At 64.1% G+C, this 26,376-nt stretch carries 20 protein-coding genes and 1 tRNA gene; 12 read left to right on the forward strand and 9 right to left on the reverse strand.

Features of this window, described 5'->3' with window-relative positions:
- Positions 1–101 precede the first annotated feature (101 nt).
- From O4H62_RS16920 to O4H62_RS16935, 4 genes are read left to right on the forward strand one after another with little or no spacing between them, the layout of a single operon-like run.
- On the forward strand, positions 102–1,241 hold the full coding sequence (locus O4H62_RS16920) for an ABC transporter ATP-binding protein (RefSeq protein WP_269389638.1): 1,140 nt from the start codon (positions 102–104) through the stop codon (positions 1,239–1,241).
- 9 nt (positions 1,242–1,250) lie between these two features.
- The gene (locus tag O4H62_RS16925; RefSeq protein ID WP_269389639.1) at positions 1,251–1,628 is read left to right on the forward strand and encodes a hypothetical protein; all 378 of its coding nucleotides are present in this window, start codon (positions 1,251–1,253) and stop codon (positions 1,626–1,628) included.
- 10 nt (positions 1,629–1,638) lie between these two features.
- The gene (locus tag O4H62_RS16930) at positions 1,639–2,547 is read left to right on the forward strand and encodes an ABC transporter permease subunit (RefSeq protein WP_269389640.1); all 909 of its coding nucleotides are present in this window, start codon (positions 1,639–1,641) and stop codon (positions 2,545–2,547) included.
- Positions 2,548–2,557: 10 nt separating this feature from the next.
- Positions 2,558–3,379: an ABC transporter permease gene (locus O4H62_RS16935; RefSeq protein WP_269389641.1), complete on the forward strand. Its 822-nt coding sequence runs from the start codon at positions 2,558–2,560 to the stop codon at positions 3,377–3,379.
- A 9-nt stretch (positions 3,380–3,388) separates the two neighbouring features.
- Here the strand turns inward: O4H62_RS16935 and O4H62_RS16940 are convergent, their stop codons facing one another.
- Together O4H62_RS16940 and O4H62_RS16945 are read right to left on the reverse strand one after the other, a co-directional pair.
- Positions 3,389–3,631, reverse strand: coding sequence for a DUF6460 domain-containing protein (locus O4H62_RS16940; protein ID WP_269389643.1), 243 nt, complete (start codon positions 3,629–3,631; stop codon positions 3,389–3,391).
- 117 nt (positions 3,632–3,748) lie between these two features.
- On the reverse strand, positions 3,749–5,623 hold the full coding sequence (locus O4H62_RS16945) for an AsmA family protein (protein WP_269389644.1): 1,875 nt from the start codon (positions 5,621–5,623) through the stop codon (positions 3,749–3,751).
- Between the two features lie 181 nt (positions 5,624–5,804).
- Here O4H62_RS16945 and O4H62_RS16950 point away from each other — a divergent pair, with 181 nt between their 5' ends.
- Complete coding sequence (locus O4H62_RS16950) at positions 5,805–7,763, forward strand: acetoacetate--CoA ligase (RefSeq protein WP_269390277.1); 1,959 nt, start codon at positions 5,805–5,807, stop codon at positions 7,761–7,763.
- A 68-nt stretch (positions 7,764–7,831) separates the two neighbouring features.
- Here O4H62_RS16950 and O4H62_RS16955 read toward each other — a convergent pair whose 3' ends face one another.
- The 3 genes from O4H62_RS16955 to O4H62_RS16965 form a co-directional block, all read right to left on the reverse strand.
- A complete protein-coding gene (locus O4H62_RS16955) occupies positions 7,832–8,071 on the reverse strand; it encodes a DUF2798 domain-containing protein (protein ID WP_269389647.1) in 240 nt (79 codons plus the stop codon).
- A gap of 218 nt (positions 8,072–8,289) precedes the next feature.
- Positions 8,290–9,912, reverse strand: a complete 1,623-nt coding sequence (locus O4H62_RS16960) for a thiamine pyrophosphate-binding protein (protein ID WP_269389649.1) — start codon at positions 9,910–9,912, stop codon at positions 8,290–8,292.
- A gap of 543 nt (positions 9,913–10,455) precedes the next feature.
- Complete coding sequence (locus O4H62_RS16965; RefSeq protein WP_269389650.1) at positions 10,456–14,673, reverse strand: ATP-binding protein; 4,218 nt, start codon at positions 14,671–14,673, stop codon at positions 10,456–10,458.
- A 243-nt stretch (positions 14,674–14,916) separates the two neighbouring features.
- On the opposite strand from O4H62_RS16965, the gene O4H62_RS16970 reads away from it, so the two are divergent.
- Both O4H62_RS16970 and O4H62_RS16975 read left to right on the forward strand, forming a co-directional pair.
- Positions 14,917–15,375, forward strand: coding sequence for a phasin (locus O4H62_RS16970; RefSeq protein ID WP_269389651.1), 459 nt, complete (start codon positions 14,917–14,919; stop codon positions 15,373–15,375).
- A 236-nt stretch (positions 15,376–15,611) separates the two neighbouring features.
- A tRNA-His gene (locus O4H62_RS16975) sits at positions 15,612–15,688 on the forward strand.
- Between the two features lie 93 nt (positions 15,689–15,781).
- On the opposite strand, the gene O4H62_RS16980 is transcribed toward O4H62_RS16975, so the two are convergent.
- Positions 15,782–16,018 (reverse strand): Lrp/AsnC ligand binding domain-containing protein, encoded by a 237-nt coding sequence (locus tag O4H62_RS16980; protein WP_269389652.1) that lies wholly within the window; start codon positions 16,016–16,018, stop codon positions 15,782–15,784.
- Between the two features lie 326 nt (positions 16,019–16,344).
- Here O4H62_RS16980 and O4H62_RS16985 point away from each other — a divergent pair, with 326 nt between their 5' ends.
- The 5 genes from O4H62_RS16985 (at position 16,345) to O4H62_RS17005 (ending at position 21,001) form a co-directional block, all read left to right on the forward strand.
- A complete protein-coding gene (locus O4H62_RS16985; protein ID WP_269389653.1) occupies positions 16,345–17,487 on the forward strand; it encodes an ABC transporter substrate-binding protein in 1,143 nt (380 codons plus the stop codon).
- A 183-nt stretch (positions 17,488–17,670) separates the two neighbouring features.
- Complete coding sequence (locus O4H62_RS16990; protein WP_269389654.1) at positions 17,671–18,591, forward strand: branched-chain amino acid ABC transporter permease; 921 nt, start codon at positions 17,671–17,673, stop codon at positions 18,589–18,591.
- Positions 18,584–19,573, forward strand: a complete 990-nt coding sequence (locus tag O4H62_RS16995; RefSeq protein ID WP_269389655.1) for a branched-chain amino acid ABC transporter permease — start codon at positions 18,584–18,586, stop codon at positions 19,571–19,573. Before O4H62_RS16990 ends, O4H62_RS16995 begins: the two co-directional genes overlap by 8 nt.
- Positions 19,566–20,318 carry an ABC transporter ATP-binding protein gene (locus tag O4H62_RS17000; protein ID WP_269389656.1) on the forward strand — a complete coding sequence of 251 codons (753 nt, stop codon included), beginning with the start codon at positions 19,566–19,568 and terminating at the stop codon, positions 20,316–20,318. Before O4H62_RS16995 ends, O4H62_RS17000 begins: the two co-directional genes overlap by 8 nt.
- Positions 20,315–21,001 carry an ABC transporter ATP-binding protein gene (locus O4H62_RS17005; RefSeq protein WP_269389657.1) on the forward strand — a complete coding sequence of 229 codons (687 nt, stop codon included), beginning with the start codon at positions 20,315–20,317 and terminating at the stop codon, positions 20,999–21,001. Before O4H62_RS17000 ends, O4H62_RS17005 begins: the two co-directional genes overlap by 4 nt.
- Before the next feature lie 47 nt (positions 21,002–21,048).
- On the opposite strand, the gene O4H62_RS17010 is transcribed toward O4H62_RS17005, so the two are convergent.
- Genes O4H62_RS17010 through O4H62_RS17020 form a run of 3 tightly spaced genes read right to left on the reverse strand, consistent with a single transcriptional unit; the run spans position 21,049 to position 26,208 of the window.
- Positions 21,049–24,336: an efflux RND transporter permease subunit gene (locus O4H62_RS17010; protein WP_269389658.1), complete on the reverse strand. Its 3,288-nt coding sequence runs from the start codon at positions 24,334–24,336 to the stop codon at positions 21,049–21,051.
- 10 nt (positions 24,337–24,346) lie between these two features.
- On the reverse strand, positions 24,347–25,546 hold the full coding sequence (locus O4H62_RS17015; RefSeq protein WP_269389659.1) for an efflux RND transporter periplasmic adaptor subunit: 1,200 nt from the start codon (positions 25,544–25,546) through the stop codon (positions 24,347–24,349).
- An 11-nt stretch (positions 25,547–25,557) separates the two neighbouring features.
- The gene (locus tag O4H62_RS17020; RefSeq protein WP_269389660.1) at positions 25,558–26,208 is read right to left on the reverse strand and encodes a TetR/AcrR family transcriptional regulator; all 651 of its coding nucleotides are present in this window, start codon (positions 26,206–26,208) and stop codon (positions 25,558–25,560) included.
- Positions 26,209–26,376 lie beyond the last annotated feature (168 nt).

Here is a 26,376-nt window from a genome sequence, read left to right on the forward strand (position 1 = left end):
GAGGCCGCTGTAGCAGTTTGAAAGAATGCATGCGCGGTATCGCCGGGATGAACAAGGTTGAACGCGACAGGCACTGGTATTGATCATGGGGACAGTTGATCATGAAATCATTGGGCAGCATCCGGCGAAGCTTCGAACCATGGAATGATCCGAACCAGCGCCCCTATATCGCGTTCGAAAACATCACCAAGAAATTCGGCGATTTCGTCGCCGTCAAGGATCTGACGCTGCACATCTACCAGCGCGAGTTCTTCGCGCTGCTGGGCGGCTCGGGATGCGGCAAGTCAACGCTTCTGCGCATGCTCGCAGGCTTCGAGAACCCGACCGAGGGGCAGATCCTGCTCGACGGCGAGAACCTGGCCGGCGTGCCGCCCTACAAGCGGCCGGTCAACATGATGTTCCAGTCCTACGCGCTGTTCCCGCACATGAGCGTCGAAAAGAACATCGCCTTCGGCCTCAAGCAGGACGGCATGGCCAAATCCGAGATCGACGACCGCGTCGCCAACATGCTCAAGCTGGTCAAGCTCGAGCAGTTCGGCAAGCGCAAGCCGCACCAGCTCTCGGGCGGCCAGCGCCAGCGCGTCGCCCTTGCCCGCTCCATCGCCAAGCGGCCCAAGGTGCTGCTGCTCGACGAGCCGCTCGGCGCGCTCGACAAGAAGCTGCGCGAGGAAACCCAGTTCGAACTGATGGACCTGCAGCAGGATCTGGGGCTGACTTTCGTCGTCGTCACCCACGACCAGGAAGAGGCCATGACCATGGCCGACCGGATCGCGGTAATGGATGTCGGCCGCATCGTCCAGATCGGCACCCCGGCGGAAATCTACGAGGCGCCGAAGTCGGAATTCGTCGCCAGCTTCATCGGCGACATCAATTTGTTCCGCGGCGAGGTGACGGCGGTCAATGGCAATCTGGTCGATATCACCACCCCCGACGGCATGGTCATCCGCTCGGAAACCCCGCATGCCCACAAGCCGGGCGAGAAGGCGAGTTTCGCTGTCCGCCCCGAGAAGCTTCGCGTTTCCCGCAGCAAGCCCGAGGGCGGCATCAATGCCGCAGTCGGCGAGGTCTGGGACATCGGCTATCTGGGCGACATGACGGTCTTCCACGTCAAGCTCAAGAGCGGCGATGTGGTCAAGGCCTCGCTGCTCAACGCTGTCCGCACGGTCGAGAACCCGATCGGCTACGACGAGGAGATCTGGGTCTGCTTCGACACCGACAGCGGCGTCGTGTTGAGCAGTTGAGGAATGTCCATGGAGCGCACCGAGCCGTCAGACCAGGTTGCCCTGCAAAGGGCCTTCAGGACAAACCGCATCGCCGCAGTTGTCATGACCGTGGCCATCGCGGCGGGTCTGCTGCTGCAGCGTCCGGAATTTGCTGCGGTCTATGTCGGCTATGTGATTGTTTCCGTCTATTTCCTCGTTCTGGCCAAAAGCTACGGGATTTTCGTCAAGCCGTCTCCACCGGCCGAGCAGAATTTCGCGGCCTATGTGTCGATTTCCACCCTGGGTTTTTTCGCCGTCATGATCGGCGCGCCGGAGCTTGTCGACCTCTACGGCACCATGGTGCTGGCCGTTCTCTCGATGCTCATGGCGATCTTTCTCGCCCGCGCCGTTGTCAAGTCGCTATGAGGGGCTCCCGATGAAACTCATCTCCGCCATCACCCGCCGCCTGGTCATCATCATTCCCTATGCCTGGCTGTTGATCTTCTTTCTGGTGCCCTTCGGCATCGTGCTGAAGATCTCGCTCTCCGAGCCGATGATGGCGATGCCGCCCTATGCGCCGACCATCGACATGGCCGACGGCATTTCGGGCATCATCGAGGCTTTCCGCCAATTCAGCTTCGCAAACTATGTCTGGCTGACCGAGGACGCGCTCTACATCAACGCCTATGTTTCCTCGATCACCATCGCCTTCATCTCGACGCTGCTGACGCTGCTGATCGGCTTTCCGCTGGCCTACGGCATGGCGCGCGCGCCCGCCTCGCTGCGCCCGACGCTGCTGATGCTGGTGATCCTGCCGTTCTGGACCTCGTTCCTGATCCGGGTTTACGCCTGGATCGGCATCCTCAAGCCCGAGGGCCTGCTCAACCAGCTGCTGCTGGCCATCGGCGTCATCGACGAGCCGCTGATCATCCTCAACACCAACACCGCGGTCTATATCGGCATCGTCTATTCCTACCTGCCCTTCATGGTACTGCCGATCTACTCGGCGCTCGAGAAGATGGATTACACGTTGATAGAGGCGGCGCAGGATCTTGGCTGCCCGGCGATCTCGGCCTTCTGGAAGATCACCTTTCCGCTCGCCATCCCCGGCATCGTCGCCGGCTGCCTGCTGGTCTTCATCCCCGCCGTCGGCGAGTTCGTCATTCCGGACCTGCTCGGCGGCTCGCGCACCCTGATGATCGGCAAGACGCTGTGGAGCGAGTTCTTCAACAACCGCGACTGGCCGGTCTCCTCGGCGGTCGCCGTGCTGCTGCTGCTGATTCTGGTGGTCCCCATCATGTTCTTCCAGCAGGCGCAGGCCAAATCCCAGGAAAGCGGACGGTGAGGATTTTCCCATGAACACGACCTGGTCCCGCTTCAACATTGCCTCGGTGGTCTTCGGATTTGCCTTCCTCTACCTGCCGATCGTCATCCTGGTGGTCTATTCGTTCAACGAGTCCCGGCTGGTGACGGTCTGGGCCGGCTTTTCGACCAAATGGTATGGCGAACTGTTCAACAACCAGGGCCTGATGGATGCAGCCTGGGTGACTGTCCGGGTGGGGTTCGTCTCCGCCACCTTCGCAACCGTGCTCGGCACGCTGGCGGCGCTGGCGCTGACCCGCTACACCCGCTTCAACGGCCGTATCCTGTTCTCCGGCATGGTGTTTGCGCCGCTGGTCATGCCCGAAGTCATCACCGGCCTGTCGCTGCTGCTCCTGTTCGTGGCGGTGGACTTCTCGCGCGGGTTCTGGACCGTGACGCTGGCGCACATCACCTTCACCATGTGCTTTGTCGCCGTCGTGGTACAGTCGCGGCTGATCAGCTTCGACCGCTCGCTCGAGGAAGCGGCAATGGATCTGGGCGCCGGTCCCGTCACCACCTTCCTGCAGATCACCCTGCCGGTGATCCTGCCGGCGGTCATCTCCGGATGGATGCTGGCCTTCACCCTGTCGCTCGACGACTTGGTGATCGCCAGCTTCACCTCCGGTCCGGGTGCGACCACGCTGCCGATGAAGATCTACTCGCAGGTGCGTCTGGGCGTCACGCCCGAGATCAACGCGGTCTGTACGCTGCTGATCGGCGCGGTGGCGATCGGCGTCATCATCGCCTCGGTGCTCAACAAGAGCCGCGAGGTCCGCCGCCAGCGCGACGAGCAGGCTGCGTTTGCCAATCGATAGATAGTGGCGTCAGTTCCGCGGCGGCCTGAGCAGGTAGGTGACGAACCAGATCGGAACGATCACCATCGAGCCGAGCACGATGTTGGGAATCGCCCAGGCCGCCCCGTTCTGCAGGGCCTCGAAAACCCGGTCCGGCGTCAGCCCGATCTCGGCCAGCAATTCGGCCGCAGACAGGTTCAGCGCCGACAGAACCGCGCCGGTGATCAGCGAAGCCAGTCCGATTTTGACAAGTGCCGAAAGCAGTTTCAGCATTCCCTGACCGTTCCCCATATCAGCCCCGCGGGCGCCCGGCATAGCCGAAGCAGTCCGCCATACCGATTGTCGCCAAATATGCGATTTTTCGCAAGCGTGCTCGATCCCTGCCCGGTTTCACGGCGTCACCGGTGAAATCACCGGTCGCGGCCAGGATCCGCCGATGAAGAATCTGAGCGGCTCCGGAGCCGCACCGGACTGCGTGGCCTGGCCTTCGGCCACGGGCACTGGTGCCAGCACGCCGGCAATGGCAAGGCTCGAGCGCGAATAGGGAATGACGCCCGACAGCGAGATCATCTGCTGCGGGCCGACCAGTTCGGCGGTCGTCAGGTTGGCCTCGCCGCCGGCGATCGTCGCGTGAATGCGCGCCGAATTGAAGGAGAATCCGGTGCCTTCGCCCAGTTGATCGAGATCGAAGAAGCGTTCGGTCTTGGCGAGTTCCCGGAACTTGGCGATGTTGAGTCCGGGCACCATGCCGGCATCCACGGCGAGATCGATCTTGCCGGTGAGATCCGACAGCGCGGTCGCCCAGGTCGGAAAGGGAGAGGTGACTTCGATGTCGAGTGACCCGGTGCCGCGCGGCAAGGGTCCGGTCAGCCCGATTGCGTCGAACAGGCCGCCGAAATTGGTGTTGCGCGCCGAAAGCTGGACCTTGACCCCGCCGTCTATCCCCTGCTCGGAAATGCCGATGCGGCCGATCAGGTTGCCGCCATAGGCGGTGGCGTCGCCGACATCGAAATTGGCGCGGCCCTGCTCGACGCGGGCTGCGGCGGCGAGGTTGGAGAGCATCACCGGCCCGAAGCTGGCCGATTGCGCCGACAGCCTCAGGTCCAGCCCGATCTCGCGCAGGAAGCGCGTGTCGATGGTCGAGGCGATGTCCTTGCCGGCCTTGGGCAGCGGCGTGAACGCCTGCAGGAACGAGGCGATATCGAGCGAGTTGAACGCCAGCGTTCCGGCAATCAGCGGCGGTGCGTCGTCACGCAACGACATGTCCAGAACGCCGATGCCGCGGTTCCGGTCGATCATGATGATCAGGTCATCGAGCTTTGCCTTGGTCTGCTCGGCGCTGATCTTCGCCGACAGATCAAGCGCGCCCAGCGCCTCGCCGGGCTTGATCTCGGTGCCGGACCATTCGAGCGCGCGTCGCACCGATACGCTCGAAAGCTTGAGCGCGCCGGACAGGAAGTAGTTCTGCCCGAGGCTGGCCGATCCGCCAAACTCGATATTCAGCGGCGCCGAGGTCAGCTTGATGTCCACGGGTGCTGTCCGGCCGCCGAGCAGCAAGAGCGGCGCCGCGGTTGATCCCGCAAGCGTCACCTGTTCGCCGCGGAAGATGGCGGTGATGTTGGCGCGCGCCACCGCCGTCGGAGCGGTCCAGGCCAGCGTGCCGTTGATCGCGGTCAGTTTTTCCGCCGCGGCACCGGGGTCGCGGATCCATTTGACCGTGCCGTCCTCGATGGTGACGGCGCCGAGTGCGGCGGATTCGGGGATGACCGCGGTAGCCGGAGCGGCTTCACCCGATTGCGCCGCTAGGTCCCTCGCCACGGCCGCCGCGACCCCTTGCGCCAGCTCGCCGGAGGCGGAGGACCAGTTGGACGTTGCATCCGGGTAGAGTTCCACATTGAAGGTCGGCCGGATCAGCTTGAACTCGGAGAAGCTCGGTGCGCCGAGCACCGCCGAGAACAGGTTGAAGTTGGCGACGATGCTGTCGGCGCGCAGGATCGGATCGCTGCCGGCAAAGGTCGACGGCAGGATTTCGACATTGTCGAGCTGGATCGTCGGCGTTGGCCAGAAATCGAGCGAGGGGGCATTTCCGAGCGACACCGGATGGCCCGCCCAGGCGCTGATGTCGCGCTCGAGCCGGTCGCGCACCACGCCGCTGGAAACCGCCAGCGGCAGGCTTGCGAACACGGCCAGGACCGAGACGAGCACGAACAGCGCACCCGAAATCGCCGCACGTCGCAAGGACCACTGTGCGATGATGAACCCCAATCCTGATACCCCTCCGACTGTTGCCCCGTACGGCGCTGTTGGTTCTGGTTAAAGCTTGGTGAAGGCGAATGCAATTGGTGACTGCCGCGCGTGGCTTTTGTGATCGGTTGCGGCGTGAAGTTCTGTTTGCATCGGGCAGCGCCAATGCTACACCCTGACCCGCATTATCTGGCAGGAGCACATCATGACCGACACCCCGCTGTGGAGCCCCAATGAGCAGGACCTGAAGCAGAGCCCATGGATGGCATTTGCGGCGTTTGCAGGAGAACGGGCAGGCCGCCCGCTCGCCGATCCGCTGGCGCTGCATGAATGGTCGGTCACCGACCGCGAGGGCTTCTGGTCGGCGATCTGGGATTTCTGCGGCGTGCGCGGCGAAAAGGGCGAGCGGATCATCGAGAACGGTGACGCCATGCCCGGCGCCCGCTTCTTCCCCGACGCGCAGCTGAATTTCGCCGAAAACCTGCTCTCCCGCACCGGCTCCGAGCCGGCGCTGCTGTTCCGCGCCGAGGACAAGACGAAAAGCGCCATGAGCTGGGACGAACTGCACGCGCTGGTCTCGCGGCTGCAGCAGGCCTTCCGCGCCCACGGTGTTGAAAAGGGCGACCGCATTGCCGCGATGATGCCGAACATGCCCGAAACCATCGCCTGCATGCTGGCCTGTGCCTCGATCGGCGCGATCTGGTCCTCCTGCTCGCCTGATTTCGGCGTCAAGGGCGTGCTCGACCGATTCGGCCAGATCGAGCCGAAGCTGTTCATTTCCTGCGACGGCTACTGGTACAATGGCAAGCGCCAGGATGTGAGCGGGAAACTGGTCGAGATCGCCACGGCGCTCAAGCCGAAGGCCACGATCATCGTGCCGATGCTCGATGACGCGCGGACCGTCGCGGGCGCGGTGCCGGGCGCCGAAACGCTCGCCGATTTCATCGCCGGATATCAGGCCAGGCAGGTGGAATTCACGCCGCTGCCGTTTGCCCATCCGCTCTACATCCTGTTCTCGTCGGGCACCACGGGCATCCCCAAATGCATCGTCCACTCCGCCGGCGGCACCCTGATTCAGCACCTCAAGGAGCACCGCATCCACTGCGGCATCGAGCCCGGCCAGCGGCTGTTCTATTTCACCACTTGCGGCTGGATGATGTGGAACTGGCTGGTCTCCGGCCTCGCCGCCGGCGCGACCCTGTGCCTGTATGACGGCTCGCCGTTCTATCCCGACGGCAATGTCATCTTCGATTATGCGGCGGAAGAGAAATTCTCGGTGCTCGGCACCTCGGCCAAGTTCATCGACGCCGTCCGCAAGGGCGGGCTGGAGCCGGCGAAGACCCATGATCTGTCCTCGCTCCGGCTCCTGACCTCGACCGGCTCGCCGTTGTCGCCGGAAGGCTTCTCCTTCGTCTACGAGGGCATCAAGTCCGACGTGCATCTGGCCTCGATTTCCGGCGGCACCGACATTGCCGCCTGCTTCGTGCTCGGGATCCCGGCGCTGCCGGTCTGGAAAGGCGAGATCCAGGGCCCCGGCCTCGGCATGGCCGTCGATGTCTGGGACGAGGACGGCCATCCGGTGCGCGGCGAGAAGGGCGAACTGGTCTGCACCAAGCCGTTTCCGTCGATGCCCGTCGGTTTCTGGAACGACGAGGGCGGCGAGAAATATCACGCCGCCTATTTCGACCGGTTCGACAATGTCTGGTGCCACGGCGATTTCGCCGAATGGACCCCGCATGGCGGCATGATCATCCATGGCCGTTCGGACGCCACGCTCAATCCCGGCGGCGTGCGCATCGGCACCGCCGAGATCTACAACCAGGTCGAACAGATGGGCGAAGTGGTGGAAGCCATCTGCATCGGCCAGGACTGGGACGACGATGTCCGCGTGGTTCTCTTCGTCCGCCTCGCCGAAGGCGTGACCCTCGACGACGATCTCAAGGCGAAGATCCGCGCCAAGATCCGCACCGGCGCCTCGCCGCGTCACGTCCCGGCCAAGATCATCGCCGTCATCGACATCCCGCGCACCAAGTCCGGCAAGATCGTCGAACTCGCCGTCCGCGACATCGTCCACGGCCGCCCGGTCAAGAACCAGGAAGCATTGGCGAACCCTGAAGCGCTCGCGCTGTTTGCCGACCTCGATGAGTTGAAGACTGCGTGAGGTGAAGGCCGGATCGGCTCAAGCCGGGGCGGGCATCGCGCAAGCGAGCCCGCCCTTTTCTGTCTTGGCTATGCGGCCTTTGCCGGAACGCCTGACAACCGCAGCGCAATGGCCCGGACCGGCTTGCCGATCGCGACCGCGATCAGGAAGCCGAGCGGCCAGCCGATGGCAAAACCGCGGGCCCAGGACGCGAGCCATTGCGGCGTCGGTCCGAAAGCGAGGTAGGTGAAAAAGCCTGAAAAGAAGGCCGACATCGCAAACGACATCAGCAGCGCGATCAACAGGTTTATCTTAATCTGGGGTGTCATGGTCATCTCCTGCTTGGGGCAGGCTGGCGGGTTTCCACGCCGACACCTGCCCGAATTGACTTCGGGTTCAAGTGTCGCGGGTTCATTGGAAACGTGGCCCGGATCACCGGCGCCGGACGACCAATCCGGCAAGCGCCTCTTTTCGACAGGGTGAGCCTAGGCGGACGCCGCAATCGCGTCAAGCGGGCAGGGCGTTCACCCCCACCTGCCGTCGGGCCTCAGATGCGCATGCGCGGCACGTCGTGCGGGTCGAGCCTGAGTTCGATCAGGAGCGGCCGGTCGCGGGTTTCGATCGCGGCAAGTGCCGATTCGAGCTCCGCATCGGAGTGGACCTCGATGCCGTAGCCTCCGAGCGATCTGGCGATCCCGGCGAAGGACGGCCAGTGGAACTCGGTCAAGCTCGGATCCATCTTGCGGTCGAGAAACTGGATGTGCTCGGCGCCGTAGGCGGAATCATTGGCCAGTATGACGATCAGGTCGAGCCCGAGCCGCACCGCGGTGTTGAATTCGTTGATCCCGCCCATCATGAAGCCGCCATCGCCGGAAAACATCACCACCGGGCGTCCGGGAGCGGCGAGCCCCGCGCCGATGGCTTCCTGCAGGCCGAGCCCGATCGAGCCGAAATTCGCCGTCACCACGAAGCTTCGCGGGTCGGGAGCGGAGATGCGGCACCAGACCTCGGTCATGAACCGCCCGCCGTCGGTGACGAGCACGCGATCCTTCGGCAGTGCCTGCTCGAGCCGCTGCAGCGAGTGGACGTAGTTGACGCACCCGTCGGCGGCCTTGCCGGTGCCGGCGGGGTGGGCGGTCAGCACCTCGATGTCGAGTTCCCTGGTAAAGCCGCTCGCCGGGATCTCCGCCTCGTCGAGCCAGTAGACGATGGTCTCTGCGGTCCGGCCGGCGTCGGCGAGAAGGGCTGCGTCGGGATGAAGCCCGCCGCCGATCGCAGTCGGCTCGATGTCCACCTGCACGATCCGCTTGCCCTTCATCAGCTTGCCGCGATCGGTGGTGAAATCGTGCAGCCCGGTGCCGAAGCAGACGATGCAGTCGGCTTGCGCGATCAGGTCGTAGGCGGCGGGCGTGGAAAGCGTGCCGAAAATGTCGATGTTGTAGGGATGGCCGTTGAACAGGCCCTTGGCTTTCAGCGTCGTGGCCAGTGGCGCCTCCAGCCGGTCGGCGAGCCGGATCAGCTCTTCGCGCGCGGTCACCGCACCGGCCCCGGCGAGGATCAGCGGCCGGCGGGCCGAGGCGATCATGCCGATCGCCTGGTCGAGAATGTTGCCTTCGGCCACGCCGCCCGGCGCCGTGAAGACGTCGAGCACTTCGGACTTGTGGCTGACCTCCTGCCACATGAAGTCTGCCGGCATGTTGAGAACGATCGGACGCCGTTCGACCTGGGCCCGGTAGAATGCGCGAGCCACGTCCATGCCGACGGTATCTGGCGCACGCACCTGCTCGAATCCGGCGCCGGTGGCCTTGACCAGTTCGCGCTGGTCGATGCTCTGCAGATGACGCGGGTTGCTCACCGGCGTGTCCCCGGCCATCAGCACCATCGGGATATGACCGCGCGCGCCTTCGGTCAGCGCGGTGACGCAATTGGTCAGCGCCGGGCCGTGGGTGACGGTGGCCACGCCGACCTTGCCCGCGACATGCGCATAGGCCAGCGCCATCAGCACCGAGCTGCCCTCGTGCGCGGCGGGAACGAACCGGCCGCCGCAGTCGCGCACGAAACTGTCGACCATGAACAGGTTGGCGTCGCCCATCAGCCCGAACATCGTCTCCACCCCGTGGTCCGAGGCCGCGCGGGCGATGGATTGATAGACGTGCATGGTGCTGTTCATCGGGCTCTCTCCTGTGTCGACGGCCTAGGTGATAACCCAAAACCCGTGCGCGAAACGCGCAATCTTGATGCTGTGTGATGAGAATATGCCGCTGTAGAAGGAAAAGTGAAAAAATCATGCACGATTTGTGCATGTTCGGATCCGTCTCGCAAGCTCGACGCATGAGCCGGAACGGTCGGGCAGCCTGCAAGGCTGATGGAACCGCCTGGCGAAGCACCGTGCATATTGTCGGGCTGTCGTTCAGTCGAACCGCCGCCAAGGCAAGGCCCGGCCCAAGGCCTCGGTAGAATCCACAGACTGCCGGCGCCGCATGGTTAACCAGACCTTGCCGCGAAATTTAACCAAGTCCTGCGAAGCAGGCGGTTTCGCTAAAATCTTAAACATTCCGGCAAGGACCCGGAAAGGCGTTGCGAGCATAACTGTGGGCAACCTAGGGGATTATTGTTGCCTCCCGGGTGTTGGTTAGCACTGATGCAATTACACAAACGGGGACCCACTAGGTCCCCGTCTTTTTTGTCGCTACATCGCCTCAACAAGAAGGCCTCAGTCGGCCAGCACCCGCTGCGGCGGGAACGAGATCGACACCAGCGTGCCTTCGCCCGGAGCCGAGATGATGTCGAACTGGGCGCGGTTGGCCTCGACCATCGCCTTGGTCAGCGGCAGTCCGAGACCGGTGCCGTCGCCGCGCTGCCGCGGACCGGGGCCGACCTGGCCGAACGGCTTCATCGCCTGCTCGAGTTCCTTGCGGTTCATGCCGATGCCGGTGTCGCGGATGCGGATCACCACATTGCCCGAAGCCTCGTAGGAGGTCGACACCACGATCTGCCCGCCAGACGGCGTGTAGCGGATGGCGTTGGACAGAAGGTTGAGCGCGATCTGCTTGATCGACCGCTGGTCGGCCACGACATCCGGCACGCTCGCCGACAGGCTGGTGCGGATGATCACCCGCTGGCTGTTGGCCATCGGCTGCAGCAGCGAAACGCTCTCGGCCAGGTGGTCGTTGAGCGAGACAGAGACGAACTCCATGCTCACCTGGCCGGCCTCGATCTTCGAGATGTCCAGCAGGTCGTTGACGATGTCGAGCACATGCTTGCCCGAATTGCCGATGTCGTGGGCGTATTCGAGATAGCGCGGGCTGCCGATCGGCCCGAACCGCTCCTCCACCATCATTTCCGAAAAGCCGATGATGGCATTGAGCGGGGTGCGGATCTCGTGGCTGACCCGGGCGAGGAAGTCGGACTTGTGCGAATTCGCGGTTTCCGCCGCGCGCTTGGCGTTGCGCAGTTCTTCCTCGGTGCGCTTCCAGTTGGTGATGTCGCGCAAGACGGCGCAATAGCCGTTCGAGCCCGACAGCCGGCCGATGGTCATGAACAGCGGCAGGAAGCCGCCCGAAGCCTCGCGGCCGATCACTTCACGGCCGTCGTTGAGCACGCTGGAGACGCCGTGTTCGGCAAGTCCCGCGACATAATCCATCACCGCGCGCTGGCTCTCATGCGCAAACAGCATGGCGAAGGGCTGGTCGCGGGTCTCGGCCTCGTCATAGTTGAACAGCGCGCAGGCCGAGCCGTTCATCGAGCGGATGGTGCCGTCATTGTTGAGAATGACGACGCCGTCGGTGGCGGTCTCCAGAATCGAGCGCAGCTCCTGCGCCTCTATCGCCAGCGCGGTGGCCAGGTGGCTTTCTTCCCGGGCCGGCTCGGGTTCCTCGGAGGCGTCACCCTGCAGGCCCAGAGATTCTGGTTCGGCGGCCGCGGTTGCAGCCTCGCGTGGCGACAGTGCCAGCAGCAGCGCCTGGCCGTCGCCCCAGTTGACCGAGCGCAGCCGGGCCGTGACTTCGCGCCGTCCGCCGTCGCCGCGGCGGATGAACAGCCCGCCGTCGCCGGAAGCCTCGTCCTCGCCGGGACGCTCGAGCAGGTGGTCGAGACCACCGTGATCCGCCAGCTCCGCAAGCGAGTTGTACCCGGTCAGCTCGAGGAACTCGGCATTGCCGTGGATCAGCTCGTCGCCGGAATGCACCAGAAGAGCGGCCGGGATCGCATCGATGATGCCGGCATCCATGCCCGCCGGCATCACCTGACGGGCGGGTAGCGCGAATGCCGACGGCAGCGGTGCGGGTGCGGTTGCCACGATCTCGGGTGTCTGGGCGGGTTCGGCAGGTTCGGCCGGGGAGGGCGCATCGGTCTCGGGCGCTGTATCCGCATCGGCCGCTGCATGAGCCTCGTCATGGACTGCGTCGCCCGTTACAGTCTCTTCAGCCGCGAGCGCATCGGCTTCCGACAGTTCGGCTGGGCTTTCGGCCTTCTCGCCGTCAACGGAACTCCCGTCGTCGCCGGACGGCTCATCGCCGCGCGGCGGTTCCTGTCGCTTGCCGAAGGGCTGCGGCGTTTCCGGCTGTGCCGGGGCCGGGGCCGGGGACTCTGTCTTCGTCTCCGCAGTGTCCGTTGGTGCCTCCGCCGGGGGCACCGTCGTCTCGGTCAGCCGGGCGCCGATCTCGCGGAAGGCGGCCTGTTCACCCGGCGAAAGGCTCTCGCGTGCCGTGCGCGGCCGGTGCGCCTCGAGGCTGATGATCTTGTCGCTGTCGCGGCGCATCGGCGTTTCCACCAGCCGGATGGCCGGACGCTCGCCGCGGAACGGATCGGTCTCGTCGACGCCCGTCTCGCTGATACCGGTGTCGTCATCGCCGGTCTCGCCGGTCGCATCCCCGTTGGTTTGCTCCGCCTGACGTTCGTCCTCGGTCGCCTCGCCATGAACACCGTCCATGCGCGACAGGTCTTCGATGTCGTGCTCGAGGTTGCGCATTTCGAGGTCCGCGTCATCATCGATGGTCGACATGTCGTGGTCGATCAGGCCGGCCGGCTCGTCCTCGGGACGGGCATCGGCATAGTCTTCCCGCATCGCCTCGACGGCGGGCGAAACCCGGCCCGGGACCAGCGCCAGCCCCAGCGCTTCGGGGTCCCGGCGGGCTTCGCCGATGCGGACGATGCCGAAACCGCGGAAGCCGTCGAAATGCCGGTCGCGGGTGTAGGTCGGCAAGGCAGCCAGGTCGACCGGTGTCACCAGGTCGGTGCCCTGGATCGGCCAAAGCACGGTCTTGCCCGACCAGGTGTCGCGGCGGTTGAGCAGGTCGGTGATGACATGATCGGGATCGAGGTTGAACACTCGCGCCAGATCCGGGAACCTGCGGCCGATGATGTCGGCCGAATGCGGGCCGACGGCGGCGGCGAATTCGGGCGAGACTTCGCTGAACTCGCCGTCGCGGTTGATCTTCCAGACAAACCGCGCCGCCTTTGCCGCCGGATCGAAGCGGAAACCGGTTACCTCGGCCACAGCCTCTTCCGGCTGGGTCTCGTCCGGAGCCTCACCCGTCCGGTCTTCGTCCTCAGCCGATGGCAGCGCGGGCTCGTCGGTTTCGCCGGCAGTCGTGTCTTCGGCCTGATCTTCGGCCACGGCCTCCCGATCCTCGCCGGACATTTCCTCGACGGGCATTTCCTCGCCGGTGGCGGCAGGCTGCTCCCGGTCGGCACCGTCCTCGCGGGATTCCGGCAGAACGATATCTTCATCGACCGGCGCGGGATCTTCATCCAGGCTCATGTCCGGGGCGGTGTCTTCCGTAAAAGCCTCGGCGCTTTCGTCGGCATCCGGCGCCGTGTTGTCCGCCTGACGGGTGTCTTCCGCATCAACGCCATCCCCGGACGGGGTGGGCGACACCTCCGGCACTTCGAGGCCGCGCGCCTCTTCGAAGGCCTTGGGAAGCTCGGACTCCTGCTGGGCCTTGGCCAGCCGCCTGTTGAGCTCGTCACGGATCCGCCTGGTGTCGAAGAACGTCCGGCGCGGCGGCTCCTGTGCGCCGGCGGTCCCGGTTTCGGTCTTCTGTGCGCTTTCGGCAGTAACTTCTTCGGCGGCCTCGGCGGTGTCGCTTGTCTCTTCGGTACCGGAAGGCGCCTCTGTTTCGACGGCAGTCACAGTTTCCGTTGCGTCTCCGGCTTCCGCTGTTGGCTCCGCTACCGGTGCGGTCTCATCCGGCTGCATGTCTTCGCCTGAAGCGTCCGGAACCAGGTCTCCGTTGTTCTCGATGGCCGTTACTGCATCGTCGACCGGGGCCGGCTCGACTGCAAACAGCAGGTGCAGCGCCGGATCGTCCGCCAGACGCCCGATCGCGGTTGGCATCGCGCCATTGGGCGAGTCCGTCATCCGCTTGACCAGCCGGTCGGAGGCATCCGCCACGTCCGCGACCATCCGCTCGATGTCTGCGCCGGCCAGGCCGATCTCGCCGAATGTGCTCGATGCGGCGAGCACATGGCTGTCCTTGTCAAGAACCGCGACATGGGTGCCGGTTCCCTCGAACCCGGCGATGATCTGCCTCGCCCGCGCGCCCGGCGCCAGCAGCTGGCCGGCATGGCTGCTGGTCAACAGCAGCGCCTGGGCGCCGTCGGGCAAGGTGATTTCCTCAAGCGTCGCCGGCGCCATCGTCCGCGAGAAGCCGCCCGCCGCCCGCATCATGAAATTCTGCGGCCTGCCGGTGCGTCCGAGCCCGCTGACCGCGCTCTCGATCTGCCGCCGCGTCGAGATCTGGCCGCCAAGGCCTTCATCGAGCGCGTCATAGATATTGGAGAAGCCGAAGAGCTGCGCCGCCGCGCCATTGGCCCACAACACCTCGCCGAGGTCGCGGCTCAGCACGGCCACAGCATCGCCCTTGGCGAAATGGTCGCGGACCGAAGCGTGAACCGCAAGATCGATGAACGGATACTGATGTGCCGGCATGGGTGGTATTCCAGTTTGGGCCTGTCTGTCCCCTTCGTCAGGGGGAATTAAGGCTTTATTAATAGCTTTGCCACCGTCACGGGTCCAGCGAACCGGGCCTAAACGGCCGTCATTTGTCGTGAAACGGTTAACGGATGGCGCGCTGCACAATAAATGTTGCACTGCACCATAAGCCGTGCTATATATCCTTTGAAATCGAAACGGGGCCGCGAAGGTCCCACTGATGCTTCAAGGAGAAGTGACATGGCGACCAAGAAAACCACCACATCCGCAGAAATGTTTGAATTCCCGACCTTCGACGTCAGCAAGATGACTGACAGCTACCGCGAGATGGCTGACAAGTCGGTCAACCAGACCAAGGAAGCCTATGCAAAGGCCAAGACCGTCGCCGAAGATGCCACCAAGGCGATCGAATCGACGCTCGAAACTGCACAGGCCGGCACCGTCGAGCTCAGCCTGAAGGCAATCGACGCGGCTCGTGGCAATGTCGAGCATTCGCTGTCGCACATGGAAGCCCTGCTCGGCGTCAAGTCGGTCGCACAGATGATCGAACTGCAGACCGGCTTCTTCCGCAAGCAGGCTGAAATGATGGCCGACCAGGCCAAGGCCATGCAGGAAGCTGCCCGCAAGGTTGCCGAAGACGTTTCCAAGCCGGCCAAGACCGTTGCCGAAAAGGCCATGAACGAAATCAAGGCTGCCTGAAGTCTCCGGCTACTCAGCTGAATTCTTCATGCACTGAAATGACAAAAGGCTGGACCCGGTGTCCGGCCTTTTTCGTTTGGGGGTGGTTTGCGGAACCCGTCGCCTCGACTGCTTCGGGGCGAGTTTTCAGCCTGTGAATTTGCGAAAACCGGCCTGAAACCTCTTGCAAAAGCCACCTGCTGCCAGTATGTGAGCGGCAACAAAGCGACACGGACATGGTCCCTGTCAGCTGGCGTGCGGTTGTAGCTCAGTTGGTTAGAGCGCCGGATTGTGGATCCGGAGGTCGGTGGTTCGAGCCCACCCAATCGTACCATTTCATTTCCCGGCAAAATCTGTAGGAACCGCGCATCGCACATGGCCTGCGGGGCAGGTCCTGCGAACGCGGCAGCCCGTTCCCTGCAACGGCTCAGAATGCCTTGAAGGTCAGGATCGTGTGGGTCCGCTCCACGCCCGGAACGGTGTGGATGTTGTCGGCGACGAACCGGCCGATATCGACATCGTCCTCGATATAGAATTTCGCCATCAGGTCGAACTGGCCGCTGACCGAGTAGATTTCGGATGCGATCTCGCGATTGGCAATCTCATCGGCCACCGCATAGGCTTGGCCGAGCTTGCACTGGAACTCCACGAAAAAACACTGCATCGCCGGTCTCCTTCTGCCCTTGACGGATGATATCGGTGTACACCTTGGAACCATGCCCGGGCCCGGCGCGCAAGAGACAATCGCGGGCAATTTATTTTAAGCTTAAAAAAAGCACTGGAATTCTTCGGATCGGCTGGTAAGGTCGCGGACAATGGCGATGATCCGGGCGCCGCAAGCCGCTCGGATGCTCGAAAACGACGCGTGTAAGTGATGTCTGGCGAAAAATCGTGGACCATCACATGCATTGATCGCCTAAAGGGGATAAAGTTGCTTTGACCGGACCGCGACAAGGCCGGCGTTGCATAAAACACGAGAGAGGAAAACCAATGAAGAAGACAGTCTTGAGTCTGGCGACCGCCGCGTCGCTTCTGGCCGGCGTTTCGTTTGCCGCCGCCGAGCCAGTCAAGGTCGGCATGATCACCACCCTGTCGGGTGGCGGCGCCTCGCTCGGCATCGATTCCCGCGACGGCTTCCTGCTGGCAGTCAAGCAGTCCGGCAACAAGGACATTGAAGTCATCGTCGAGGACGACGCGCAGAAGCCGGATCTGGCCGTGCAGCTGGCCGACAAGCTCATTCAGTCAGACAAGGTCGATGTGCTCACCGGCATCGTCTGGTCAAACCTCGCCATGGCCGTCGTGCCGTCGGCGGTGGCCCAGGGCAAGTTCTACCTGTCCACCAACGCCGCTCCATCGCAGCTGGCGGGCGCGGGCTGCAATCCGAACTATTTCTCGGTCTCCTATCAGAACGACAATCTGCATGAAGCGGCCGGCGAATACGCCAACTCCGCAGGCATGAAGAAGGTCTTCATCATGGCGCCGAACTATCCGGCTGGAAAGGACTCGCTGTCCGGCTTCAAGCGCTTCTACAAGGGTGAGGTCACCAACGAGATCTACACCCAGCTCGGCCAGACCGATTATGCCGCCGAAATCGCCGAGATCCGCGCCTCCGGCGCCGATGGCGTGTTCTTCTTCCTGCCGGGCGGCATGGGCATCTCCTTCATGAAGCAGTATGCCGGCGCCGGCGTCGAAGTGCCGCTAATCGGCCCCGCCTTCTCGTTCGACCAGAACATTCTGCAGGCGGTCGGCGATGCGGCGCTGGGTGTCAAGAACACCTCGACCTGGTCGAAGGATCTCGACAACGAGGCCAACAAGGCATTTGTTGCCGCCTACCAGGCCGAGTACAACCGCCTGCCGTCGATCTACGCCGCGCAGGGCTATGACACCGGCAACCTGCTGCTCTCGGCCATGGCGGCCGCACCGGTCACCGACGCGGATGCGTTCCGCAAGGCGCTGGAAGCCGCCGACTTCAAGTCGGTTCGCGGCAAGTTCAGCTTCGGCCCCAACCATCACCCGATCCAGGACATCCATGTCCGCGAAGTGATCAAGGAAGGCGACATCTTTACCAACAAGGTCGTCGGCACCGCGCTCGCCGACCGGGCGGATGCCTACGCGGCCGATTGCAAGATGTGATCGTCATTCGTCATCGCCGGGCGGACCTCGCATGGTCCGCCCGGTTGGTTTCCTGCAGCGCCGCGCACCCGATCGGATGCGCAAGGGATGCTGTCAACTGTTGAAACAATGCATGTGCGCACTCGTTCAAATGAAGCCATTTGAATGCGGCATGCATTCTCACTGGTGCGAGCCCGGTAGACGATGACCGTTGCCCTTTTTCTTGAGCAGATCCTCAACGGCCTGCAACTCGGCGTCATGCTGTTCCTGATGGCGGCCGGACTGACCCTGATCTTCGGGGTCATGGGGCTGATCAATCTTGCCCATGGCTCGCTGTTCATGGTCGGCGGCTTCGTCTGCGCCGCCGTCGCGGCCTGGACCGGCTCCTTCTGGATCGGCCTTGCCGCCAGCCTTGCCGCCGCCGCGGCGCTTGGCGCGCTGGTTGAAATCACCGTCATCCGCAGGCTTTATGACCGCGATCACCTGGATCAGGTGCTGGCGACGTTCGCGCTGGTGCTGATGTTCTCCGAAGGGACCCGCTTCGTCTTCGGCTCCTTCCCGCTCTATCTCGACCCGCCTGCCTTCCTGTCCGGCCCCGTGACGCTGCCGGGAGGCTTGCCCTATCCCGCCTACCGCCTGGCAATCATCATCGCCGGTCTCGCGGTCGCAGCCGGGCTTGGCCTGCTGATCAGCCGCACGAGGCTCGGCATGCAGATCCGCGCCGGCGAGGCCGACCGCGAGATGATCGCCGCCCTTGGCGTCGATATCCGTTTTCTCTACACCGTCGTCTTCGCTCTTGGCGCAGCCCTTGCGGGCTTTGCCGGCGCGCTGATCGGCGCCATCCAGTCGGTTCAGATCGGCATGGGCGAACCGGTCCTCATTCTCGCCTTCGTCGTCATCGTCATCGGCGGCATCGGCTCGATCCGCGGCGCGCTGGTGGCAGCCCTGATCGTCGGCCTCGTCGATACGCTCGGCCGTTTCCTGCTGCCGACCCTCTTGGCCGGCGTCATGGAAGCCTCCGCCGCTCGCGGCGTCGGCTCAGCGATCGCCTCGATGCTGATCTATCTGCTGATGGCCGTCGTGCTGGTGTTCAAGCCAAAGGGGTTGTTTCCTGCCAATGCCTGAGTTTGTCACCGAACATCGTCTCAACATACTGCTGGCGCTGATCCTGCTCGGCGGGCCGCTGGTTGCCCATTACGCCGACGAGCCGTTCCTCGTCACGCTCGCCACCCGCGCCACCATCCTGGCGCTGGCCGGTGTCGGGCTGAACATCGCGCTGGGGCTTGGCGGTCTCGTCTCCTTCGGCCACGCCGCGTTCTTCGGCCTTGGCGGCTACGCCGTGGGCATTCTCGCCAGCCACCACCAGAACTACGAACCGCTGATGACGTCGCCCTTCGTCATCAACGGCACCAACCAGATGCTGGTCTTGTGGCTTGTCGCCATCATCGTCAGCGGGCTTGCGGCGCTGGTGATCGGCGCGCTGAGCCTCAGGACCTCGGGCGTCTACTTCATCATGATCACGCTCGCCTTCGCGCAGATGATCTACTACTTCGCCATTTCCTGGCCCGCCTATGGCGGCGAGGACGGCCTGTCGATCTACGTCCGCAATGCCTTCCCCGGGGTCAACACGCTGCGCCCGCTCGACTTCTTCCTGCTCTGCTACGCTGTGCTGATCGTGGTGCTGATCGCCCAGTGGAAGATGACTGGTGCGCGCTTTGGCATCGCCCTGCAGGCGGTGCGCCAGAACGAGGGCCGCGTCGCAGCCCTTGGCCTGTCGCCGTACAAGATCAGGCTTGCCGCCTTCGTGATCTCCGGCATGGTCACGGGCCTCGCCGGCGCGCTCTATGCCGACCTCAACCGCTTCGTCAGCCCCTCGATGATGTCCTGGCACCTGTCGGGCGAGATCATGGTGTTCATCATTCTGGGCGGCGTCGCCCGGCTGTTCGGCCCGGTGGTCGGCGCCTGCCTGTTCGTGCTGTTCGAACATGCCTTCGGCAGCGTCACCGAGCACTGGCAGTTCTTCCTCGGCGCGGCGCTGCTTGCAGTGGTGCTGTTCGCCCGGGGCGGTTTCATCGGCCTTGTTGCGGGGAGGGTGCGTCATGACTGAACCGGTACTGGCGCTCTCCGGCCTGAGCAAATCCTTCGGCGCGCTCAAGGTCACCGACGGCGTCGAGCTCGATCTGCGTCCCGGCGAGATCCATGCGCTGATCGGCCCCAACGGCGCCGGCAAGTCGAGCCTGATCAAGCTGGTCGCCGGCGAGCTCACGGCAGACGCGGGCTCGATCCGTTTCGATGGACGCGAGATCAGCGATCTCGACCAGATCGAACGCGCCCGCCTCGGCCTCACGCGCACTTTCCAGGTCTCCTCGCTGATCCCCGAGTTCTCGGCGCGCGGCAATGTCATGTTCGCGGCCCAGGCCCGGCGCAGATCCATCTTCGGCTTCTTCCGCCAGGTCTCCCGCGACCGGGAACTGATCGACGAGGCGATGGCCGCGCTCGACCGCGTCGGATTGGCAAGCCGCGCCTCAGTCCGCGTCAGCGAGCTGTCGCATGGTGAAAAGCGGCTTCTGGAAATCGCCATGGCGCTCGCCATGCGCCCGCGCATCTTCCTGATGGACGAGCCGATGGCCGGTCTCGGCCACGAGGGCTCGCAGAAGCTGATCGGCTTCCTCGACCAGCTGCGATCGGAAGCGCCGATCCTGCTGATCGAGCACGACATGGACGCCGTCTTTCAGCTGGCCGACCGGATTTCTGTTCTGGTGGCTGGCAAGATCATCGCCCGCGGCAATGCCGACGAGATCCGCAATGATCCGGAAGTCCGCACCGCCTATCTCGGGGAGGACGCGGCATGAGCCTGCTTCAGGTTAAAGAGCTCGAAGCCTTCTATGGCGCCTCGCAGGCGCTGTTCGGCGTCGATCTGGAGATTGCCGAGGGCGAACTGGTGGCGCTCATGGGCCGCAATGGCATGGGCAAGACCACCACCGTGCGCGCCATCACCCGCATGCTCCGCACCACGCGTGGCGAGATCCGGTTTGCCGGCCAGGATGTGTCGGTGCTGCCCTCGTTCCGCGCGGCACGGCTCGGCATCGGGCTGGCACCGGAAGGCCGCCGCTGTTTCGCCAACCTCTCAGTGTCGGAAAACCTGATGGCCTCGGCCCGATCCGGCCCGTGGGATATCGCAAAGGCGACCGAGCTTTTTCCGCGGCTCGGCGAGCGCATGACCCAGAACGCGGCCACGCTGTCGGGCGGCGAACAGCAGATGCTGGCGATCGCCCGGGCGCTTCTGACCAATCCTCGGCTGCTCATACTCGACGAGGCAACCGAGGGACTTGCGCCGGTCGTGCGCCACGAGATCTGGGCTGCCATCGCCAGGCTCAAGCAGGGCGGACAATCGATCCTGGTCATCGACAAGGCGTTCTCGGAACTGCGCGCCGTGGCCGACCGCTGCGTCATCCTCGCCCGCGGCGAGACCGCCTGGACCGGCACCCCGGCAGGCCTGACCCGCGACGTCGAGACCGAATTCCTCGGGGTCTGAAGCTTTGAATCTGAAGGGCCGGCGCTGTTGTCAGCGCCGGCCCTTGATCATTCCGCGGCCTGCTGGGTGATCACCAGCTTCGGCGGCGTTCGTTCCGCCTGGCCTTCAAGCCGCGACAGCCGTTCGCGCAGCGCGGCGATTTCTTCGCTGTTCTCGCCGATCGCAACGGTCATTGCCTCGGGTTCGAGCACCTCCATCTCCTCTTCCTTCGGACCGATGAAGCGGCTGAAGATCCAGCTCAGCAGTCGCGACAGGTCGTCCATGATCAGGAAGAACGACGGCACCACCACGAGGCTCAGCACGGTTGAGACCATGATGCCGCCGATCACCGCGATTGCCATCGGCGCGCGGAACGAGCCGCCTTCGCCGACGCCGAGTGCCGACGGCAGCATGCCCGCCGACATGGCGATCGAGGTCATCACGATCGGCCGCGCCCGTTTCTGCCCGGCCTCGATCATCGCTTCCACACGGTCCCGTCCCGAGCGGATAAGCTCGACGGCGAAATCGACCAGCAGGATGGCGTTCTTGGTGACGATGCCCATCAGCATCAGGATGCCGATCAGCACCGGCATCGACAGCGCATTGTTGGTCAGGATCAGGCCAGCGGCGACCCCGCCGATGGCAAGCGGCAGCGAGAACAGGATGGTGAACGGCTGGATCACGTCCTTGAACAACAGGATCAGCACAGTCAGCACCAGCAGAAGCCCCATCAGCATGGCGTTGAGGAAGCTGTCCATCAGCTCGTTCTGGACCTCCGCATCGCCCGATTCCAGCACCTGCACGCCGGCCGGGAGTTCGGTCGAGGCGACGATCTCGTTGAACCGCTTCTTGGCGGTATCCAGCGCCACGCCGATCGGCAGGCTGGCGCCGATGGTTGCCTGGCGTTCGCGGTTGAAGCGCTTGATGGTCGATGGCCCCTGGGTGATGACGATGTCGGCCACGGTCTTGAGCGGTACCGTCACTCCCTTGGAGGTCTGGACGCGCAGGTTGCCGATCCGGTCGATGTCGGTCCGGTAGGCGGGATCGAGCTGCACCCGGATCGGGATCTGGCGGTTGTCGAGCGAGATCTTGGCAAGTGCCGCGTCGACATCGCCGATGGTGGCGACCCTGACGGTCTCGGCGATTCGCGATGTGGTCACGCCCAGCCGGGCTGCTTCCTCGAGCCGCGGACGGATCTGCACTTCGGGCCGCGGCAGCGAACCCGAAACGCTGACACTCGATAGCACGCTCTCGGCCTTGAGCTTCGGTTCAAGCAGGGTGACTGCCCGGTCGATGGCCGCGTCGTCGGTCGAGATCACGTTGTAGCTCAGGTCGCGTTCGCCGCGATCGTTGAGCTTGTAGGCGCGGATATCGGGAATGACGGCAAGCTTGTCGAAGATCTCGGTTTCGATCTCCCCCTGCGAACGCACCCGGCCCAGCACTTCCATGCGCGGCACGAAATCGCCGGGCACGGCGCCGGCCAAACCGTTGACCACCTTCTTGACGATGGAATGCTCGATCTTCTCAAGCTGCACCGACACCGAGGCGCGACGGATGTCGAGCTCGCCGCGCGGCGAGGTGCCGCCCAGGATGAACACGCTCTCGACGCCCTCGACATCCTTGATGATGTCGTACATCGCACCCGTGGTCACGTCGGTGTCGTCGAGCGTCGCGCCGGGCGGCAGCTCGACGCTGATCGAAACCCGCGACACGTCTTCCGGCGGCAGGAACGAGCCTGGCACCTGGGCCATGAAATAGACGGCGACCATCAGCGATCCGATGGCTGCGAGCAATGTCGTGTACCGCCAGCGCAGGGTCTTGGAAACGAACCAGGTGTAGCCGCGCATGATCCGCCCGCCGCCTTCGGCTTCCTCATGGGCGTCGCTGTCGCGCATCAGGTAGGCGGCCATCATCGGCGTGATCAGCCGCGCCACCAGGAGCGAGAACATCACTGCCACGGCCACCGTCATGCCGAACTGGATGAAGTACTGCCCCGGAATGCCGGGCATGAACGAAACCGGCACGAACACCGCGATGATGGTGAAGGTGGTGGCGATCACGGCCAGCCCGATCTCGTCGGCGGCCTCGACCGCGGCCCGGTAGGGCGTCTTGCCCATGCGGATATGTCGCGAGATGTTCTCCACCTCTACAATCGCGTCATCGACAAGAATACCCGTCGCCAGGGTGATGGCGAGCAGGCTCACCAGGTTGAGCGAGAAGCCGAGCAGGTCCATGACGTAAAATGTCGGGATGGCAGACAGCGGCAGCGCAACCGCCGCAATCAGGGTTGCCCGCCAGTTCCTCAAGAACAGCAGCACCACAAGAACCGCGAGCAGGGCGCCCTCGACCAGCGTATGCAGCGCCGATTCATAGTTGCCGTAGGTGTAGAACACGGTGTCGTCGACGGGGATCAGCTGCACATTGGGATAGTCGGCGCGGATCTCATCAAGCGTTTCGGTCACCACTTCGGACACGGAAATCTCGCTGGCGCCCTTGGAGCGGAACACCGCGAAGGAGACCACCTGGTCGCCGTTGAACCGGCCGAAGGATCTCAGTTCCTCGTAGGTGTCGTGCACCGTGCCGAGATCGCTCAGCCGCACATGGCGCCCGTTCGGCAGCGCGATCGTGGTATTGGCCAGCGCCGCGACGTCCTGGGCATCGCCCAGCGTCCGGATCGCCTGCTCGCGGTTGCCGATCTCGCCGCGTCCGCCACCGAGATTGGCGTTGGTGGCGCGCAGCTGCAGGTTCACGTCGGCCGCGGTGATGCCGTAGGAATCGAGCCGCGCCGGGTCGAGTTCGATGCGGATTTCCCGGTCGGCGCCGCCATAGCGGTCAACCTTGCCGACGCCGCGCTGGCCCTGCAGCGCCCGCTTGATGGTGTCGTCGACAAACCAGGAGGCTTCCTCGAGCGTCATGTCCGGCGCATGCACGGCAAACGTCATGATCGCCTGACCCTCGACATCGACGCGGGTGACGATCGGCTCCTCCACCGAGGCCGGCAGATCGCCGCGCACCCGGTCGATGGCGTCCTTGACGTCCTGCACCGCCTGGTCGGTCGGCACTTCCATCCGGAAGATCACATTGGTGGTGGAAATGCCGTCGGAGACGGTCGAGGCGATGTCGTCGACGCCGGTGATACCGGCGACCGCATCCTCGATTTCCTTGGTGATCTGCGCTTCCATTTCGGAAGGCGCGGCGCCCGACTGAACCACGGTGATAGCCACCAGCGGCACGTCGATATTCGGGAACCGGGTGATCGGCAGGGTGAAGAAGGACTGGATGCCGACAATCGTCAGCAGCGCAAACCCGAGGATCGGAGCGATCGGATTGCGGATGGCCCAGGCGGAAAAGTTCATCGCGGCTCCCTCACTCGGTGATTGCGGCAACTGCGCCGCTGTCGGTTTCTTCCACCGGCGTGACCCGGTCGCCATCGCGCACGAAGGCGCCGGCCTTGGCGACGATCAGATCGCCGCTGGTCAGGCCGTCGACGATTTCCACCCTGCTGCCCTCGCGGATACCCGTGGTCACCGCCGTCCGCCTGGCCGTCCCGTCCTCGATCCTGAGCACGTCCGCGCCATCGGCACCCATGTTCACCGATGTCACCGGTACGGTGATGGCGTCGCGTGTGGCCACGATGATCTCCGCATCGGCGAACATGCCGGCGCGCAGCCCCGCATTGTCCTCGATGGCGATCCTCGCCAGGCCCAGCCGGGTCGTGGTGTTGAGTGTCGGCTCGACCAGCCGGATCGTGCCTCTGGCCGGGTTTGGCGCGCCGATGAGATGGATCAGCACGCTCTGGCCATCGGCGATCCTGTGCATGTCGGCTTCGGCGATGTCGGCGCGCATTTCCAGCTCGCCATCCCGGATGATGGTGAACATCGGGCCGGCGCCGGCGCTGGCGATCGATCCGACACGGGCGCCGCGCGCCGAGACGATACCGGAAACCGGCGCCTTGACCTCGGTCCGCGCCAGTCGCAGGTCGACGTCCTTCATCTGTGCGTCGATCAGCGCGATGTCGGCCTGCGCCACCTTGATCGATTCCTCGACCGACCGGATCCGCGCAAGCGCCGCGGTCGCCTGGGCTTCGGCCTGTTCGGCCTGCACCGTCGAATAGGTTCCCTGCTCGGCAAGTGTCCTGGCGCGATTGCTTGCCTTCACCGATTCCGCGGCATTCGACTGGACTTCGGCCAGTTGGGCTTCAAGCTGGGCAATGGCGGCAAGCGCCTTGGCGCGATTGGCGTCGTACTGGCTGCGCTGCAGGATCAGCTGGTCCCGCGACAGCGTTGCCAGAACAGAGCCGGCCTCGACCCGGTCGCCGACATCGGCCTTGAGGCTTTCGATCGCCAGGCCTTCGACCTGCGGTGCGACCAGCACTTCCTCGACAGCAGCGATGGTGCCGTTGGACAGGATGCGGTCGGTGATCGGGGCTTCGGTTGCCCTGACGGCGATGATGGCGGGCGGCAGCGCACCCGTTGCGGGCGCTTTCTCGGCGTCGACCGCTCCGGCCGGAAAGGCCATGAGCGCGAGCAGGGGCAGTGTGAAGAAAAGACGGGGAACAGGGCGCATATCGGATCCGGTCATTCGGCGGGAGTTGTCGGAGGAGCGAAAATCGCGTCGTGCAGCGTTGTGAGCACAAGCTCTCCAAGTGCCGCCGACTGGTCGGGGTTGATGGCTTCGCGGGCGCAATACTTGCGTTGCGCGAAACCATGGATAAGCAGCATCATCAGATGCGCCCGTGTTTCGTAGATCTTCAGCGCAGCGGCGCTGTCATCGCCATGGATCCGCGCCAGCGCCTTGACCACGTTGCAGCGCACCGTGTCGTCCATCGTGCGCATCAGCGTCGCGATTTCGGGAGAGCGGTAGGACGCCGCCTGGACCTCACTCCACAGAGCGGCGTCTTCGAACGGCAGGGTTTCGATCCGGTCCCTGAGGAGGGTCATGAACATCGCACCGGGATCGGGCGTGTTCTGAACGGCTTCGAACACGGCCTCGATCTCTTCGAGATCGCGCTTGACAAGCGCGGTGATGATGGCGTCCTTGGAAGGGAAATAGCGGTAGAAATTACCGACGCTCATCTGCGTAGCCCGGGCAAGGTCCTGCATCGACGCGCCGTCGAAGCCGTTCAGGGCGAACACGGATTTGACCTGGTCGAGAATGTCCAGCGCGCGCTGGCTGGCGTTGCTGTGTCCGGCGGTGTCGATGGTAGGATCCTTGAATAAATCTGGCACTGGTACTTGAGTAGATCAGTCGGCAACACTGTACGCAGATAAGCGGTAGCCGGATTTCCCTCTTGCCCGTTCGGTAATACTATAGTGAATGAATATTCATTCATCAAGGTGTGCGCGCACCGGAATGGCGAAAATAGGCGTTGGACCAGTGGTGTTTCGCGGCCTGAA

Source organism: Parahoeflea alexandrii (assembly GCF_027214025.1).
GTDB lineage: Bacteria > Pseudomonadota > Alphaproteobacteria > Rhizobiales > Rhizobiaceae > Hoeflea > Hoeflea alexandrii_A.